The organism is Cytobacillus sp. NCCP-133 (genome assembly GCF_026011715.1).
Classification (GTDB): domain Bacteria; phylum Bacillota; class Bacilli; order Bacillales; family Cytobacillaceae; genus Cytobacillus.
Genome location: NZ_BRVM01000010.1, coordinates 68,599 through 84,479, shown reverse-complemented (window position 1 = coordinate 84,479; position 15,881 = coordinate 68,599). Strand labels below are relative to the sequence as shown.

The window sequence follows — 15,881 nt, the reverse complement described above, 5'->3', positions numbered from 1 at the left end:
TTTTAATTGCAAAAAAGCTCGTCTTTGTTTGTACTAGGCCTCATATATTAGAAAGGAAGGAGGAGATTTGGTGAGAACAAACTGGGGAGCGGCTTTCCAGATTGCTGCCGTTTATGTGGGAACCGTAGTGGGTGCGGGGTTTGCAACTGGAAGAGAAATTGTGGAGTTCTTCTCCCGATTTGGCTTTATCGGACTAGTGGGCATTTTAATGAGCGGCTATATTTTTATTTTCCTGGGTTCAAAATTGATGCGCATCTCCGCCCGCATAAAAGCTGAGTCATATCAGGAATTAAATGAATATCTATTTGGGAAATTATTTGGGTCTGCCATTAATATATTGATGTTATTTATGCTGTTGGGTGTGTGCGCGGTGATGCTTTCTGGTGCTGGTGCTGTATTTGAAGAACAGATTGGAATTGGCAAGATGACAGGATTGTTAATAACAATAGGTTTAACCATTATTACAATGATAGTAGGAATAAGGGGATTGTTCGCAGTTAACACATTTGTTGTGCCTATGATGATTGCATTTAGTTTCATTTTAATGATTATAAGCATGAAACTTCCTAACTTTACAGAACAAGTGATGTTTATTCCATTTGCTGAAGATGGCTGGAAGGCAGTTGTTGCTCCGTTTTCTTATACAGCACTCAACCTGACACTTGCACAGGCTGTGTTAGTGCCTGTTGCTTCAGAAATAAATGATGACCGTACAATTAAGTGGGGAGGGTATCTTGGAGGTGCGGCCTTAACACTTATTCTTATATCAAGCCATTTAACATTGGTTATGCTTCCGAATATTGAAGCCTTTGATATCCCAATGGCTGCCATTGTAAAAACCCTGGCATCTTCGATTTATTGGATATTTGTTTTTGTGATTTATGGTGAAATTTTCACATCAGTTATTGGAAATGTCTTTGGTATTGAAAGGCAGGTGAAAAAATATATTTCCCTTCCAAGCATCGCAACGGTAAGCATCATTTTTGTTATTTGCTACTTTATAAGCCTGATCAATTATGGAACATTACTTTCTTATCTATATCCTATTTTTGGTTATGTTAGTTTAACCTTTATTATACTTTTATGGATGAAGCCGTTTGCTGAAGATAAAAATAGTAATAAAGTTTAATGATGGCCCTTTTCGTCTTATTTATAATATCAGAATTTATATTCCTTTGAACTTAGAAAACTGTTTAGCGCAAGCAGCTTACCCCCTCAAGGTCACAAGCTTGTCTTGTTTTGGATCCGTCCAATCAATCTAGAGCTATACTGAGCCATATAAAAAAAGAGATCCTTTTCATCGGATCTCTTTGCTATCTTTATTTTTGCGGTTCTTCTTTCATAATGGTTTTTGCCATTTGAAGGAAAGCTTCCTCATGGTCGTCATTTGCCTTGTTGAAAAGAGTTAGTTTAAGTGCAAGATCTTCCTTTTTAATAAGATATGCTGTAACCTTTTCACTATTTTGTTCCGCCCTCATTACCGTGGCATCCTGGAAAAATTCATCGGCTGGCGCTTCACCGGTTTGGACGTCTTTGCTTACAGCAGCTAATTGTGATTTTGTATTCTCTTCAATCATATTCCAGTCAGCATCCTCAGGGAGAAGTTCTATCCGCATGAATACTTGGTCATTTTCAGTATAAAACAATATATCTTTATGGGGTTCTTCTGCGGTCAGCTCATATCCTGGAAGTACATACATAGAATAGTTTTGATTATCACTATGTTTTAAGAAGGCTGTGTCCTTTTTTATTTCGCCATTAACCGAATAGCTTAAATTCTGTTCAAGAATTCGGATCATCGTATCGCCTTCTTGGGATGTTTCACCATTTGCTGCATCACCTTCATCAGCTTGCTCCTTGCCATCCTGGCCTTCTGTTGCTTCTTCTTCGGTTTGAGCAGTTTCATCCCCATGAGCTGCATCATCATTAGTATTCTGGCCAGTGCCGCACCCAGCAAGAACACCAGCAATTAATCCCGCTATTAGTAGTAGTTTTGCCATGATTTTCATTTTGTGTCCTCCTATTGTTCACTTAGAAGCATTTCTACATAATTAGACGCAATTGGCATAAAGGGGTTACAAAAATATTCCTATTAATTAGTACATTACCATTTATGCTAAGTATCGACAAGACTCTATAAAAGCAGATTAGCAGCATCTTGAACGGAAATCAGGAAGTCAGGAGAGTTTTTAGAGAAAGGAATAAAAAAACAACCCGTTAAGGGTTGTCAATGGAAGAAGCTGTTTAATTAAATGGCAAGAGGACAAACATAAACAAATCAAATACCAAATGGGAGACGATCACTAAAGGAATACTTCTTTTCCAAGCATAAAGCCATCCCCAAACAAGCCCTGCAATTAACGCAGCAAACGAGAGCATCCAATATCCTGAATATAAATGGACTGAAGCATAGAGGACAGAAGAAAGCGCAATGGAAAGTGTAATATTTGAATGCTTCATCAATCTCTTTTGTACAAAACCTCTCCAAAAAATTTCCTCACCTGGAATAATGATTAAAATCAGCACGAAATAATGCCAAAGAAGAGAAGGGGAAAAACGCGCATAAAGCTTATCTATTTGATTGATAATGGGAAGATTCAAAAAATCAAATAAGCTGAATCCAATCCAAAACAGGCCATATAGAAAAGCACCCGAAAAAGCACCATATAACAGATAAGTAGCAAATGAAACCTTATTTTCCATTTCTTCCATGATAATTGAATAGCTAATTAAAAATAGCAAAGCAGCAGAAAAAATATACCAAAAAATGGATTTATCATGAAATGTAAAATACATAAGCAGATGAGCTAGAAAAACTCCGCCAACAAAACGGACATCTGCAGCCACATTTTTCAATTTTATTTACTCCTTTCAGCAAAAAAATAGACAAATATTATTTTAACAAAAAATACAAAGAAAAAGGAAGGAAAAGATTTCTTAGGCAAACCTAATATAAAAGTGCATTTAAATGCTAATCCTATGTACATGAGAAGGGAGGTTCATAAAAATGACGAAGTCAAAAAGAGAGAAAGAGCGTGCATGGACTGTGAGGAAACAGGATCAGCATCCACATGGAAAAGTGAAATCATTGAAGGAACTTTCGGGTGAAAAGGAATAGTAGCTAAGGGGGTCTCCGCAGAGGGGGCCTTGCCTGCCGATATAATAGTCCTTCAAATCAAATGGTATTTCTAGGCGGCAGCCTGATAATATGGAATCAGCGGTAAAATGCTGGAGGGAGAATCAGCAAAAGCTATGGCTAATTCAGCAAATTATGGCGAAGGGAATACATTCTAATCGAATCCGATGAAATGCACAAAAAAAGCAGCATGTTAGCTGCTTTTTTTGTGCATCTGCAAGAATGCGCTTTCATTTTTCCTTTTATACCGCTGATTCTTTTACCACCTTGTAGTTCTTATGATTGACAACAGTTCTTTGGTCCAATTCCAGATCTCGATAGTTATCCATATAAGTCAAATCGACTATAACCGAATTCTCATTTACTTTTTCTACAATCCCCTGCAATCCATCGCGAAATTCAATAATATTGCCAACCTCTGCTTTTTTCAAAAAGCATCTCTCCTTTTTTGTCACTCTCTTTAGCTGTGTAATAACAGTTTGCACTATGGTAAGTTAGTCGTAAAGAATTTTAAATTTTTTGTTTCCAGAAATAATCAGCGTTGATTGGTAATATTATACCAGATTAATATTTAATTTACATCAAAAATATTTAATATTCAGAAAAAAGTATGGCAGCGAAGATTTTCTGATTACCTCAACTTCTAAAAAGGGAGTTAAATTATAATAAGAGATGATTAGAATACATAAAGGAGCTAACAAAATGAAAGAAGAACAAATACATGAAGTATTAAATCAATTAAAACAAGGAATCATTTTAGAATATTATGTTTCAATAGAGGACTTTCTGCCATTTCGAAGTGTGCTGGTAAAAAGGGAGGACTTCAAGCATTTCCGCGGAATAGCACAGCGAGGAGGCGATGTTTTTTACCAATACCTTGAATTACCCAGGAGTTAAGGTTTGTGTTTGACATATGTTTCTTTTGGGTAATGATAAAACTCACCTTGAAGATTGAAGTTTCTACAAACTGGTCCATTGATTATTTACTTGATGACCAAGCGGTTTATTAACTGATAGCCCAGGTAGTAATCTTCCAGGTTGCTAATGGTTATTATGCTTTTACACCGGTTTCTATAGGGAATCAATCGTCCTGCTGCTGACAGTGAAGCTATGAAAGCTGTTAATGAAGCGCATGCTTTAGTGGGAAAGGAAAAGAGTTCCCTGTTCTTTTATAACCCGCTTGCAAATGGATTTTATCCAGGAAGGTGACAACTGTTATTGGAAATCATCGATTTGCCAAGGCTGGGTAGAAGCGGAGGATTATAAGGGACTTAGAGAAATTGATCATAAGCAGCATCTTTCCAGGAGATTAGGCAAATTGATATTGCCCGCACTTGTTTATTCTTATCGGATCCTGAAAATGACTTTATCACAGGAGAAAATATTATAGTCGATGGCGGAATGACGAAAAAAATGATTTATGAATCTTAAGTCTGCTACTTCCTTAACAACACTATATTTAGAAGAAAAACCGCTGCAATAAATATAATGCATAAAAGAATCTGAACAAACATCTGCTTCACACCTGCCTTCATAACAAGTGTAAAGACTCATTATTAAGTCGGGTTAAAGTTAAAGTAAAGTTATGATGAATGAATTTATATAAGTTGGAAATAGGTAACAAGCACCCTGTTCTAAATGGTACTTTTTGCTCATATTCATGTAGTACTCCAGCACATTTAGAAAGGGAGGGGACTTATTTGGGAATCACCATGATTAAGATTTCATCTGTATATTTTGCTGTTGGGGTTTTGCTGGGGTATTATATGTCGAGTACTCATTCCTATTTATTAACACCTGTTCATGTCCATATCAATTTACTTGGATGGACTTCATTGACTCTGGCAGGTATTCTCTATTATTTATTTCCTGCACTGGCCGAGAGGAAGACCGGAAAGTGGCATTTTTGGCTCCATAATATCGGGCTGCCAATTATGATGATTTCCCTTGCTTCGGTGCTTATTACAGAAAATAGCACATTTTTGCCTGGAACAGCAATTGGAGCAACAATTACGGCTGTTGGCATCCTTCTATTTGTTTGGAATATCCTCAAAAATTTAAAACCTGAGTAGGAAAAACGCACGGGAGGTTTCCCCCGTGCGTTTTTCCATATAGACATGCTGCTTTTCCGTTTCGCTTTCGTGTCGTGGTATAATTTTTTTGAGTATTCTTTTAATTCCTTGATAATTTCAAGTCGTGTTTGCTCGTCTTCAATTCCGCTAAAACCGTAAATATATTCGGAACCAAACGACTTTTTCCAGACTGGTTCAGAGCTGCTGGCTGCTTCACTGCTTTTTAATTGATATATCTTATTGGAAAGCGTTCCTGGAACAGGGACAATCCTGAAGACTTAAAGAATATCATCGAAATGCTAGCGCGTTCAGTTTCAGATCTTATTAAGATTTATACCGGAAAAGAAAAAGATCATTTAACTGCTCAAAAAGGAACAATTTCAAAAATGAGAGTAGGCTATAATATTCTCCATTACAAAGAAAAAGCAAAGACATTTCGAAAGCGGACTAAATATCGTCCCTTAGTTGTGAGATAGTATTAAATTCTTTTCACAACACAAATATAATTTTGGCAATACAGAATGAAAACTTTGGAAAATGAAAGCGTTTAACTGAAAAAAAGTGAGAACAAACGCGAAAAATTAAGGTTTTTTCATTGTCTAAATGTATGTGAAATGCTATTCTTTTGTCTGAGATGTAAGGTGTCTGATGACTTAAATATTTGCCGGGGAAATTTTCCGGAAACAATAGGACTATTCGATGTTGAGGAAAATAGCACGTGATTTTTTTTGCTGCTATTTTTCAAGGACATTTGAACAACCTATATACATGAATACAAGGCTATTGGAAAAAATAAAACAGCATATAGGGCAGATTCATCCCGCTTGATTTCAACTTTCTTCCTGCTGCTGTTTTGACGATTTTTTCAAGCTTGCGTTTTTAAGTTAGTGGGGCAATGCCTTGCACATCTTAACTTACTATTAAAATTTATTTTTATAAGAAGGGGATTGATCCAATATGGTTCAAAAGCAATTCAAAGTAACTGCAGAAACAGGAATTCACGCACGTCCGGCTACAATGCTTGTGCAGGCTGCCAGCAAATTCGATTCTGAAGTACACCTCGAGTACAAAGAGAAAAAAGTTAACCTGAAATCAATCATGGGTGTTATGTCTTTAGGCGTTGGACAAGGTGCCGATATCACGATCATTGCAGAAGGCAACGATGAGCAGGATGCACTTAACAGCCTTGAAGAAACACTGAAAAAAGAAGGTTTGGCTGAATAATGAGCTTTTTAAATGGTATAGCGGCATCAAGCGGTATTGCTATTGCTAAAGCATACCGTTTGGTTGAGCCGGATTTATCTTTTGATAAGAAGAAGATAGAAGTCCCTGCACAAGAGGTTGAACGCTTCCAGACAGCACTTGCTGAATCAAAAGGTGAATTGGAAGTAATTCGCGACAACGCCCATAGAGAGCTTGGTGCTGATAAAGCTGCTATTTTCGATGCACACCTTCTTGTCTTAAGTGATCCGGAACTAATCTCGCCAATTGAAGATAAAATAAAAACAGATAAGGTCAACGCTGAATCGGCTTTAAGTGAAACGGCAGATATGTTTATTACAATGTTTGAACAAATGGACAATGAATATATGAAGGAACGTGCTGCGGATATCCGTGACGTAACCAAACGTGTACTTTCCCATTTGCTTGGCGTCCAAATTGCAAACCCAAGTATGATTGCTGAAGAAGTGATCATCATTGCTGAAGACTTGACTCCTTCAGATACAGCACAGTTAAACCGCCAATTTGTAAAAGGGTTTACAACTGATATTGGAGGCAGAACATCACATTCAGCCATCATGGCCCGTTCCATGGAAATTCCAGCAGTTGTAGGAACTAAAGAATCAACGAAGCAAATTAAAAATGGTGACCTTGTCATTGTGGATGGATTAAAGGGTCTGGTACATATTAATCCAACCCCTGAGGCTGTGGCCGAGTATGAAGAAGAGCAGCGCAAGTTTGAGGAGCAAAAGGCTGAGTGGGCCAAGCTTGTCAATGAAAAATCCATATCAGCAGATGGCCATCACGTTGAGTTGGCTGCCAATATCGGTACACCTAAAGACCTTAAAGGCGTAGTTGAAAATGGCGGAGAAGGCATCGGCCTCTATCGTACGGAGTTTTTATATATGGGAAGAGACCAGCTGCCGACTGAAGAGGAGCAGTTCGAATCCTACAAAGCTGTCCTTGAAGGAATGAAAGGAAAGCCAGTTGTTGTCCGTACCTTGGACATTGGCGGAGACAAAGAGCTTCCTTATTTGAATCTTCCAAAAGAAATGAACCCATTCCTTGGTTTCCGGGCAATCCGCCTATGCCTAGAAGAACAAGATATGTTCCGGACTCAACTAAGAGCTTTGCTGAGGGCAAGTACTTATGGGAATTTAAAAATTATGTTCCCAATGATTGCTGCTTTGGATGAATTCCGGCAGGGGAAGGCAATCCTTGAAGATGTGAAGCAAAAGCTTGTTAGTGAAGGAACAAAGGTTGCTGACAACATTGAAATTGGCATCATGGTCGAAATTCCTTCAACAGCTGTTATGGCTGAGCAATTTGCCAAAGAAGTTGATTTCTTCAGTGTGGGTACAAATGACCTGATTCAATATACGATGGCTGCTGACCGTATGAATGAACGAGTATCTTACCTTTATCAGCCATATAACCCGGCGATTTTGCGACTGGTTAAAATGGTAATCGATGCAGCCCATAAAGAAGGCAAATGGGCAGGTATGTGCGGAGAAATGGCAGGCGACGAAACTGCAATTCCGCTTTTATTGGGATTGGGACTTGATGAATTCTCAATGAGTGCAACATCCATCCTGAAGGCTCGCTCCCAAATCCGTAACCTTAAGCAAAAGGATATGGAAGCACTTGCAGAAAAGGCGCTTCATTTGAATACAGCTGAAGAAGTAGAACGGGCTGTAAAAGAAGCAACAAACCTGTAATCAAATTGAAATAAATATTTTAGTTTTAAATCATGTTTCCGGGGAAAATGAGAAGTAAGCACTTAGGCAAGACTTAAGTAAGCTGATCATTCTCATTTCCCCCCCTTTTTAAGCCGGCCGTAATGGCCGGTTTATTTTTTTTGCTGTATTCCTGCTGTAGACGAAGAAAAAAATCAGCCTTCAGAATGACCTCGTTCCGTTCTAATAAATGTTATCTACACAATAAAACTTTCCTATTATAAATTTATAAATTATAAAAAGAGAGATGGAAAATGATAACAATGATAATCAGCTTTCTGTTTCATGATCGATATATAAGCCTAAAAGAAAAACAGACAAACGAGTTATATGAAAAACAAAGTTTTTTTAAGCCGAGTTGTCCACTAAAAAAGCCCATGCAGAGGGCTTTTTTTATGTTCTAATCAAATTGTTTTCAATTAGTTATCATAATTGGGGTTTACTGTAAGAGCAGAAAGGAAAAGGTAATGAAAAAGGAGGAATGAACATGAGGAAGAAGATTGTGATTTCACTTCTATTGGTCTTGCTGACTGCATCACTGTCTGGATGCATGCAGGGTCCTCAGCAATCAATCGTTAATAGCCATGCAGAAGCCCTGCTGACTAAATATAACGAACTGCAATTTCGTTTTAAAATTAATGATAAGATCTTAGCGGAAGAGGAGCTGTACAAGGTGAAAGTCTCCATACATAATGAAAAACTGGCAGCTGCATTGGGCACTGATGAAGTAGTTTATGGGGAAGACACCATCATTGATGGGGAATACATTGAGGTTAACAATGAAAAGGGTAATTTTATTTTTATGAATCCTATTCCTTTGAATAAAGACCTTCATGTTTTTGAAATAGAAGATATGATAGTCAATAAAGATGCAGTATCTGTAGAAATTATGAATGATGATGAAGTTATTGCAAGAGCTTTCCTTAATAATTTTTCTTCGCAACTGTAATATGTTTACTTGGGCTGATTTTGGGTAATATTAAAAGCACGCATAAAATTGGGGATGGACCAGGCATTTGTCTGGTCTTTTGTCGTTTCGCCCATTATTATTTTAAAAGAACAGAAGAAGTGTTAGAATTAATGTAAAAATTCAGATACTTCAATAAGGAGCGGATTTAATTTGATTTCACCAGAGAATACAGTTATAGGTTTTGTCGGGACGGGGGTAATGGGGAAAAGCATGGCGTCCCATCTCTTAAAGGCAGGCTATCCACTAGTTGTATATACACGAACAAAAATAAAGGCTTCTGAACTGTTAGAAAGCGGAGCAGTATGGGCTGAGACACCATTGGAGGTTGCTCAAAAGGCTAATGTCATCATAACGATCGTTGGTTACCCTGCCGATGTGGAAGAAGTGTATCTTGGTGAAAGTGGCCTAATTACAAATGGAAATCAAGGTACATACCTCATTGATATGACAACATCAACTCCAACTTTGGCGAAAAAAATTCATGAGGAAGCAGATAAAAAAGGGATGCATGCTTTGGATGCTCCTGTATCTGGAGGTGATGTTGGTGCAAGGGAAGCCAAGCTTTCAATCATGGCTGGAGGAGATCAAGAAGACTTTCAGGCTGTTGAACCCATTTTTAACCTCCTTGGAACAAATATCGTTTACCAAGGAAAGGCTGGATCAGGACAGCATACGAAAATGTGCAATCAAATTGCCATTGCTTCCAATATGATAGGAGTTTGCGAAGCAGTTGTATATGCTGAAAAATCCGGCTTGGATCCCAAGACTGTGCTCCAAAGCATTTCAACGGGTGCAGCTGGCAGCTGGTCGCTCTCCAATCTCGCTCCGAGAATGATTGATGGCAATTTTGAACCCGGGTTCTATATAAAGCATTTTATCAAAGACATGAATATCGCTCTTGAAGAAGCTGAAGCAATGGGTATGATGACGCCAGGACTTGCTCTTTCAAAAAAAATGTACGCAGAGCTTGCAGAAAAAGGCGAAGAAAATAGCGGCACACAGGCATTATATAAATATTGGAATAAGTAAGCGACGCTTTATACGCATAAAGCTTCCTGATTCACTTCAAACTAACAATGAAGATGAAAAAGGGGGCTAGACTTGTGGCGAAAAGAACAAAGAAAAACGATCCTCAGCAAAAAAACAAAAAGGGCTTTGATTCGGCTGTCATTGATTCAGAGTTCTCCCATGAATTTGGCAGTGCGGACACTAACAAAATTCATAAAGATAAAGCCAAAAAAGAAAAGGCACCAAAAAATAATGGTCAATACAAAGGCCAGTAATGAAAAAAGGCAAGTCTGATGCTTGCCTTTTTTCTCAGGTGAATTTTGAAGATGCAGTTTATATTTGGCGCAAAAACACCAAGTGCCCGCGCAAAAAAGACCAGAAGCCGCAAATCAAGGGCTTTGTTTAATCAAACGGCGTTCTTCACTAACACCAAACCTCTAAAATGAATTTAGCGCCAGCCTGGCGCAATAGCATCCAAACTGGCGCATATCAAATAAAGCTTATTAAAATTAGATTCAAACCACCTTACTATTTAATCCCTTCAAGATACTGCTCAATCCGATCCATTCCTTCTTTTAATGTGTCCATTGAATAGGCAAATGATATCCGAAAATAACCTTCGCCATAGGTGGAAAATGCACTTCCTGGGACAACGGCAACTCCAGCCTTCTCAACAAGCGATAAAGCAAAATCAAATGAATTCATTGAAACAGATGGCATTTTAATGAAGAAATAGAATGCACCATCGGGCTTGACCACATCCATGCCCATTTGAACTAAGCGATTGTATACATAATCTCGGCGCTTTGCATATTCCTGTCTCATTGGCAATGCATCATTTTTACCCGTTGTCAGAGCTTCCAGGGCAGCCATTTGCGAAATGGAGGACGCACATGTCACATTGTATTGATGAACTTTCAATATATGTTTAGCTAGATTTTCGGGCGCAAACAACAGTCCAACGCGCCAGCCTGTCATGGAATGGGATTTGGATAATCCGTTTATGACGATGGTTTGTTTGCGCAAGTGAGAAGCGATTGATTGATGAGGCTGCTCATAAATCAGTTCGCTGTAAATTTCGTCAGCCAGGATAAAAATATCTCGTCCTCTAACAAGAACTGCAATCTCCTCGAGCTCACCCTTTGTTAAGCTGACTCCTGTTGGGTTCGAAGGATATGGCAGGACAATGCACCGAGTTCTCTCACTGATTTTCGTTTTAATTAGATCAGCCGTAAATCGGAAATTATTTTGGGTAATATCAGAAAAGACTGGTGTGGCACCACAAAGTTTAATAATGGGTTCATATCCCGGATAAACAGGTCCTGGCAAAATCACTTCAGAGCCTTCTTCCAAAATGGTTCTGAATGAAATGTCAATGGCTTCACTTGCTCCGGAGGTAACAATAACCTCTGTTTCTGGGTTATATGTAAGATTATATTTTTTATTAACAAAATCAGTTGCAGCTTTGCGCAGGCGTATGTCCCCTGCATTATGCGTATAGGTAGTAAAGTTTTGGTCGATTGCCCTTTTCCCTGCCTCTTTTACATGTGTCGGCGTTGGAAAATCCGGCTGTCCGATGGTGAGGGAAATCATGTTTTTTGTATCGGCAACCATATTAAAAAACTTTCTGATTCCTGATATTTCTATATTCTTCACTTTTGGATTTATTAAATGTTCCAATGTATTCACCTCTCGTAATCATAATTTATATTCTATCACTTTGCGGCCGGGTGATCTAACCAGAAATTGAAAATATAAAAAAGCCCTGATCATTCAGATCAGAGCTTAGCTATTAGCCTATTTATAACGGATCTAAATGGCAATCGCATTTCTTTCTGGAGGGCGCTAGGCAGGTATTTGGCGATGTCCTTTTTGTCTGGGATTCTCTTTATTGGCTATATAATTGCTGCCTTTACGGAGAAAAAACAGGCCTTGCACGATTTAATCGCAGGCACGGTAGTAGTAAAAAAATAATTTTCTAACAAAGCTGCATGGCCTTTGGCCATGCAGCTTTTTATTAGCAGACTGTGTTATGTATTATCTGTTAGCCCTCTGTTGAATTGAAGGCGAAGGAACAGGATCATTGGATGGCATGTCATTACTTTTTTTTGCAAACCTCCTTATTAAGCAAAAAAGGATTTATTTTCTTCATATGGAATATAAATTTAGCAAAGGGAGGATGTATATAAAAAAGGAAGAAATCATCAATCACTACGAGTCATTTTCTTTATGGCAATTATCAAATTAAAAAGGGGATTTTCCGGATGGTCTTGAATAAAGAATAAGGTGTTTTTTACCTGAAGGAGTTGATGAAATGGAAGTTGAAAAAACGGAGATTCAGAAAAAGACAAAGCTGAATTCCTGGCGGCTTTATATGACATTGCCAATAGTATCCTGGGCATTATATGATTTTGCAAATACTATTTTTTCATCCAATATTAATACAATATTCTTCCCTTTTTTCTTACAGGAATCGATCGGGGAAAATGAGGTTTTAAACCAGATAGCCAGTACCTTTATATCCTATTCAAATGCACTGGCAAGTTTTTTTCTTGTGCTTTTTTCTCCATTATTTGGAGTGATGATCGATAGAAATGGTAAAAAGAAGAAATATATTATTTTTTTTACGCTTATAACTGTGCTGGCGACCATTTTAATGGGTGTATTTGCGGCAGGCACGATAAACGGGAAAGTCATGGGTCTCCCCGTTTACCTTGCTTTAGTCATTATCTGCTTTGTGATCGCTAAGTTTTTTTATCATTCAAGTCTGGTATTCTATGATGCCATGATTTCGGATTTGGGAACCAAACAGGAAATCCCCTTAATTTCTGGCTTTGGGGTGGCCGTTGGGTATATAGGAACTCTTGTAGGGCTGACAGTTTATTTATTTGTAGGGGACGATGGTTTCCATGAAGCGTTTATGCCAACCGCGCTATTATTCCTGCTTTTTTCAATGCCATTATTTTTCTTTGTTAAAGATAAACCTGTCGAGGTTAAAGAAAAGCAAAGCTTTTTATCAGGTTATAAGGAAATCTGGAAGACCTTTAAAGAAATGAAGCAATATAAAGCTATTTTTACTTTCATGATTGCTTATTTTTTCCTGAATGATGCCATTGCAACAACGATCGCCATGATGGCTGTATATGCAAAAACAATTGTCGGTTTTACAACTGGCAAGTTTATTTTGCTTTACCTCGTGTCCACTGTTTCAAGCATCATTGGCTCTTTTATATTCGGATACATTACTAAAGCCAAAGGTCCAAACAAAGCCGTTAAGTATGTGGGACTCCTTCTTCTTGTCGCGCTAGGGATTGCCGTTGGTTCAGTAAACGAATTGATGTTCTGGATTGCAGGCAGCATGTTCGGTATAGCCCTCGGATCAATGTGGGTGACAACCAGAACTTATATAGTGGAATTAACCCCTGACGATAAACGAGGGCAATTTTTTGGGCTTTTTGCGTTTTCAGGAAAAGTATCTTCAATCATTGGCCCACTCATTTATGGGAGCATAACGTTAATCTTTGCGGAATATGGAAACCTGGCTAGCAGAATGGCGCTTGGATCACTAATGATCCTCACTTTAGCAGGATTATTGATTCATTCAAGAATTAAAGAAGGCGGTAATGCTGCATAAGTCATCAAAAAGATAAACAAATGGATATACCAACAGCAAGCCAACTGGCTTGCTGTTGGTGTTTTCTAACAGTATATAGTGCCATTGTCATACAATCTATTAAATTTACATAAGAAAATTTATCCATTCGTGTTATATTAGTAGAGAAAATGCTTATTAAAAGATAGGAAGGACGAAGGAAATGGACCAGAGAAAGGGCATTTTGCTCGAAAGCGGAACAAATGAATTGGAAATTGTTGAATTTTCAATTGGTAAAAATAAATTCGGAATAAATGTCATTAAGGTAAAGGAAATTATAAATCCAGTACAGGTAATTCCGATACCGCATTCTCATAGAAATATAGATGGAATAATAGAGTTACGGGGTGAGGTTCTTCCTGTAGTTAATGTAGCCGCATCATTAGGAATGCAGTCATCAGAAAATCCTCAGCAGGATAAGTTTATAGTAACGGAATTTAATCAGCAAAAGGTTGTCTTCCATGTCCATGGTGTCTCCCAAATACATCGGATCTCCTGGAACCAGATTGAAAAACCATCTGAGATGTATCAGGGGCCTGACACGCAGGTAATCGGAGTAATCAAGCTTCAGGGAGAAATGGTCCTACTTTTGGATTTTGAAAAAATGGTTACTGAAATTAATCCGGATTCAGGAATCAGTATCCAAAAGGTACAGAAGCTTGGCAAAAGGGAGAGGTCGGATACAAGACTGGTTGTTGCGGAGGATTCGCCTTTGCTGAGAAAACTGCTGCATGATACTTTAAATGAAGCAGGGTTCTCTAATATTGAATTCTTTGAAAATGGACAGGAAGCTTACGGTTATTTGGAATCTCTTGCTCAATCAGGATGCAGTATCTCCCAGGAAGTACAACTGATAATAACGGATATTGAAATGCCGCAAATGGATGGACATCACCTGACAAAGAAAGTGAAAGAGCATCCTCAGCTTTCTGCAATTCCTATTATTATTTTTTCTTCATTAATAACAGATGATCTGCGTCATAAAGGGAAAATGGTGGGAGCAGACGCACAGGTGAGCAAACCGGAGATTGCAGAACTAGTTCTCTTGATTGATCAATATGCATGATAAAAAAGCTGGGCTTCCCCAGCTTATTGCTTTTAAAAATAACTTTCGCCCAGCTTTTTGAATACAGGTTTCTCATATCTCGGCTTTTTCTGTTGTGGTGAGCTTGTGTGCTCCTTTAATCCGGTATAGGCGATCAGCAGCATTTTTGCGGTGTTTAAAGAAAGGGATGCCTTTGGATTTCTGACTTGGGAATCTAGTTTTCCAAGATGGGGCAGATGAGAAAAATCTTCCTTCGAAGGTGGCAGATGAAAAGAGTAATATCCGCATTTAACCAATACATCTGATTGCTGCTGGCTGTTTTTAGGATTGCCTGAATAGTGAAGGCCCACTTTGTTCGCTTTCCCTTCTTTAATAAGCTTATAGAGTGCATCATGCTTTAGCTTATATAAGAATTTTGGGTTTGGTGCTGTTTTTGCATGGCGGTTAACGGTGAAGATGGCTTGTGAGAGGTTTTCAACCGTTGGATGCAGTTGGGGAGTATGTCTTTTATCCCAATTCAATTGATTGTCTCCTTTCATATTATCAAGGGGTATAGCATTATTATACCCCTTTTCTCCAATAAAACCAACAGTGGGGAAGCCATATGTTTAAGTAAAAGCACTATACCTCTATTTGTTTATCCTTCACTCGCTGAATGGAGTTTCCTCTTTAAGGATAGAAATAAGCATCACTGTTCCTAAAAAGATGGTAGCAGTGCCTGCGCCAATCATGACAGAATGGACGCCAAGCCCTTTGGCAAGCATCGCTCCTGCAGCAGGAGCAATCAGCATGGAAAAGGTCTGAAGTGACATAGCGGCAGCAGATACTCGGCCCATCATGTGTTTAGGGGTTTCAGATTGCAGTACATACCCATAGGGAACAGATTCACCTGCCCCGAGAAGGCCTAAAAGACTTGCTCCGATAATCCAAACTAGCGGCGGTAAATCAAGGATGCCAAAGCCCCCTAATCCAACTGATAGGATTAATGTTCCACTGATAACAGAGGAGGAAGCCATTAGATGAATCGGTTTTCGATTCCAA

The 15,881-nt window shown here is 38.5% G+C and carries 17 protein-coding genes and 2 pseudogenes; 13 read left to right on the top strand and 6 right to left on the bottom strand.

Going from position 1 to position 15,881, the window contains the following annotated elements; genetic code table 11:
* The first annotated feature begins 70 nt into the window (after window positions 1-70).
* Window positions 71-1,129, top strand: a complete 1,059-nt coding sequence (locus NCCP133_RS12985; RefSeq protein ID WP_264805436.1) for a YkvI family membrane protein — start codon at window positions 71-73, stop codon at window positions 1,127-1,129.
* A gap of 190 nt (window positions 1,130-1,319) precedes the next feature.
* Here the strand turns inward: NCCP133_RS12985 and NCCP133_RS12980 are convergent, their stop codons facing one another.
* Window positions 1,320-2,009: a hypothetical protein gene (locus NCCP133_RS12980; RefSeq protein ID WP_264805435.1), complete on the bottom strand. Its 690-nt coding sequence runs from the start codon at window positions 2,007-2,009 to the stop codon at window positions 1,320-1,322.
* 235 nt (window positions 2,010-2,244) lie between these two features.
* Complete coding sequence (locus tag NCCP133_RS12975) at window positions 2,245-2,847, bottom strand: lysostaphin resistance A-like protein (RefSeq protein WP_442874263.1); 603 nt, start codon at window positions 2,845-2,847, stop codon at window positions 2,245-2,247.
* A 160-nt stretch (window positions 2,848-3,007) separates the two neighbouring features.
* On the opposite strand from NCCP133_RS12975, the gene NCCP133_RS12970 reads away from it, so the two are divergent.
* Complete coding sequence (locus tag NCCP133_RS12970) at window positions 3,008-3,118, top strand: DUF6254 family protein (RefSeq protein WP_019381647.1); 111 nt, start codon at window positions 3,008-3,010, stop codon at window positions 3,116-3,118.
* Window positions 3,119-3,378: 260 nt separating this feature from the next.
* Here NCCP133_RS12970 and NCCP133_RS12965 read toward each other — a convergent pair whose 3' ends face one another.
* Window positions 3,379-3,567, bottom strand: a complete 189-nt coding sequence (locus NCCP133_RS12965) for a YkvS family protein (RefSeq protein ID WP_264805432.1) — start codon at window positions 3,565-3,567, stop codon at window positions 3,379-3,381.
* A 271-nt stretch (window positions 3,568-3,838) separates the two neighbouring features.
* On the opposite strand from NCCP133_RS12965, the gene NCCP133_RS12960 reads away from it, so the two are divergent.
* The 8 genes and pseudogenes from NCCP133_RS12960 (at window position 3,839) to NCCP133_RS12925 (ending at window position 10,418) form a co-directional block, all read left to right on the top strand.
* Window positions 3,839-4,033 carry a hypothetical protein gene (locus NCCP133_RS12960; RefSeq protein ID WP_264805431.1) on the top strand — a complete coding sequence of 65 codons (195 nt, stop codon included), beginning with the start codon at window positions 3,839-3,841 and terminating at the stop codon, window positions 4,031-4,033.
* Between the two features lie 328 nt (window positions 4,034-4,361).
* Window positions 4,362-4,567, top strand: a pseudogene (locus NCCP133_RS12955) (SDR family oxidoreductase); the annotation flags it as partial.
* Window positions 4,568-4,836: 269 nt separating this feature from the next.
* Window positions 4,837-5,208, top strand: coding sequence for a cbb3-type cytochrome c oxidase subunit I (locus NCCP133_RS12950; RefSeq protein WP_264805430.1), 372 nt, complete (start codon window positions 4,837-4,839; stop codon window positions 5,206-5,208).
* A 957-nt stretch (window positions 5,209-6,165) separates the two neighbouring features.
* Entirely contained in the window at window positions 6,166-6,432 is a 267-nt protein-coding gene (locus tag NCCP133_RS12945; RefSeq protein ID WP_264805429.1) for a phosphocarrier protein HPr, read from the top strand.
* Window positions 6,432-8,147 carry a phosphoenolpyruvate--protein phosphotransferase gene (gene ptsP, locus NCCP133_RS12940; protein WP_264805427.1) on the top strand — a complete coding sequence of 572 codons (1,716 nt, stop codon included), beginning with the start codon at window positions 6,432-6,434 and terminating at the stop codon, window positions 8,145-8,147. The genes NCCP133_RS12945 and ptsP overlap by 1 nt, the downstream gene beginning before the upstream one ends.
* A gap of 505 nt (window positions 8,148-8,652) precedes the next feature.
* Window positions 8,653-9,114 carry a hypothetical protein gene (locus tag NCCP133_RS12935; protein WP_264805426.1) on the top strand — a complete coding sequence of 154 codons (462 nt, stop codon included), beginning with the start codon at window positions 8,653-8,655 and terminating at the stop codon, window positions 9,112-9,114.
* A 171-nt stretch (window positions 9,115-9,285) separates the two neighbouring features.
* Window positions 9,286-10,164: an NAD(P)-dependent oxidoreductase gene (locus NCCP133_RS12930; protein ID WP_264805425.1), complete on the top strand. Its 879-nt coding sequence runs from the start codon at window positions 9,286-9,288 to the stop codon at window positions 10,162-10,164.
* A 74-nt stretch (window positions 10,165-10,238) separates the two neighbouring features.
* Complete coding sequence (locus NCCP133_RS12925) at window positions 10,239-10,418, top strand: hypothetical protein (protein WP_110067347.1); 180 nt, start codon at window positions 10,239-10,241, stop codon at window positions 10,416-10,418.
* 253 nt (window positions 10,419-10,671) lie between these two features.
* Here the strand turns inward: NCCP133_RS12925 and NCCP133_RS12920 are convergent, their stop codons facing one another.
* On the bottom strand, window positions 10,672-11,823 hold the full coding sequence (locus NCCP133_RS12920) for an aminotransferase A (protein WP_264805424.1): 1,152 nt from the start codon (window positions 11,821-11,823) through the stop codon (window positions 10,672-10,674).
* A gap of 111 nt (window positions 11,824-11,934) precedes the next feature.
* Between NCCP133_RS12920 and NCCP133_RS12915 the strand changes: the two are divergent.
* From NCCP133_RS12915 to NCCP133_RS12905, 3 genes and pseudogenes are all read left to right on the top strand, one after another.
* Window positions 11,935-12,117 (top strand): annotated as a pseudogene (locus tag NCCP133_RS12915) (RDD family protein); the annotation flags it as partial.
* Window positions 12,118-12,457: 340 nt separating this feature from the next.
* On the top strand, window positions 12,458-13,777 hold the full coding sequence (locus NCCP133_RS12910) for an MFS transporter (RefSeq protein ID WP_264805423.1): 1,320 nt from the start codon (window positions 12,458-12,460) through the stop codon (window positions 13,775-13,777).
* A gap of 181 nt (window positions 13,778-13,958) precedes the next feature.
* Window positions 13,959-14,861, top strand: a complete 903-nt coding sequence (locus NCCP133_RS12905) for a chemotaxis protein (protein ID WP_264805422.1) — start codon at window positions 13,959-13,961, stop codon at window positions 14,859-14,861.
* A 32-nt stretch (window positions 14,862-14,893) separates the two neighbouring features.
* Here NCCP133_RS12905 and NCCP133_RS12900 read toward each other — a convergent pair whose 3' ends face one another.
* A complete protein-coding gene (locus NCCP133_RS12900; RefSeq protein ID WP_264805421.1) occupies window positions 14,894-15,379 on the bottom strand; it encodes a YkyB family protein in 486 nt (161 codons plus the stop codon).
* 105 nt (window positions 15,380-15,484) lie between these two features.
* On the bottom strand, window positions 15,485-15,856 hold the full coding sequence (locus NCCP133_RS12895; RefSeq protein ID WP_264805420.1) for a hypothetical protein: 372 nt from the start codon (window positions 15,854-15,856) through the stop codon (window positions 15,485-15,487).
* Window positions 15,857-15,881 lie beyond the last annotated feature (25 nt).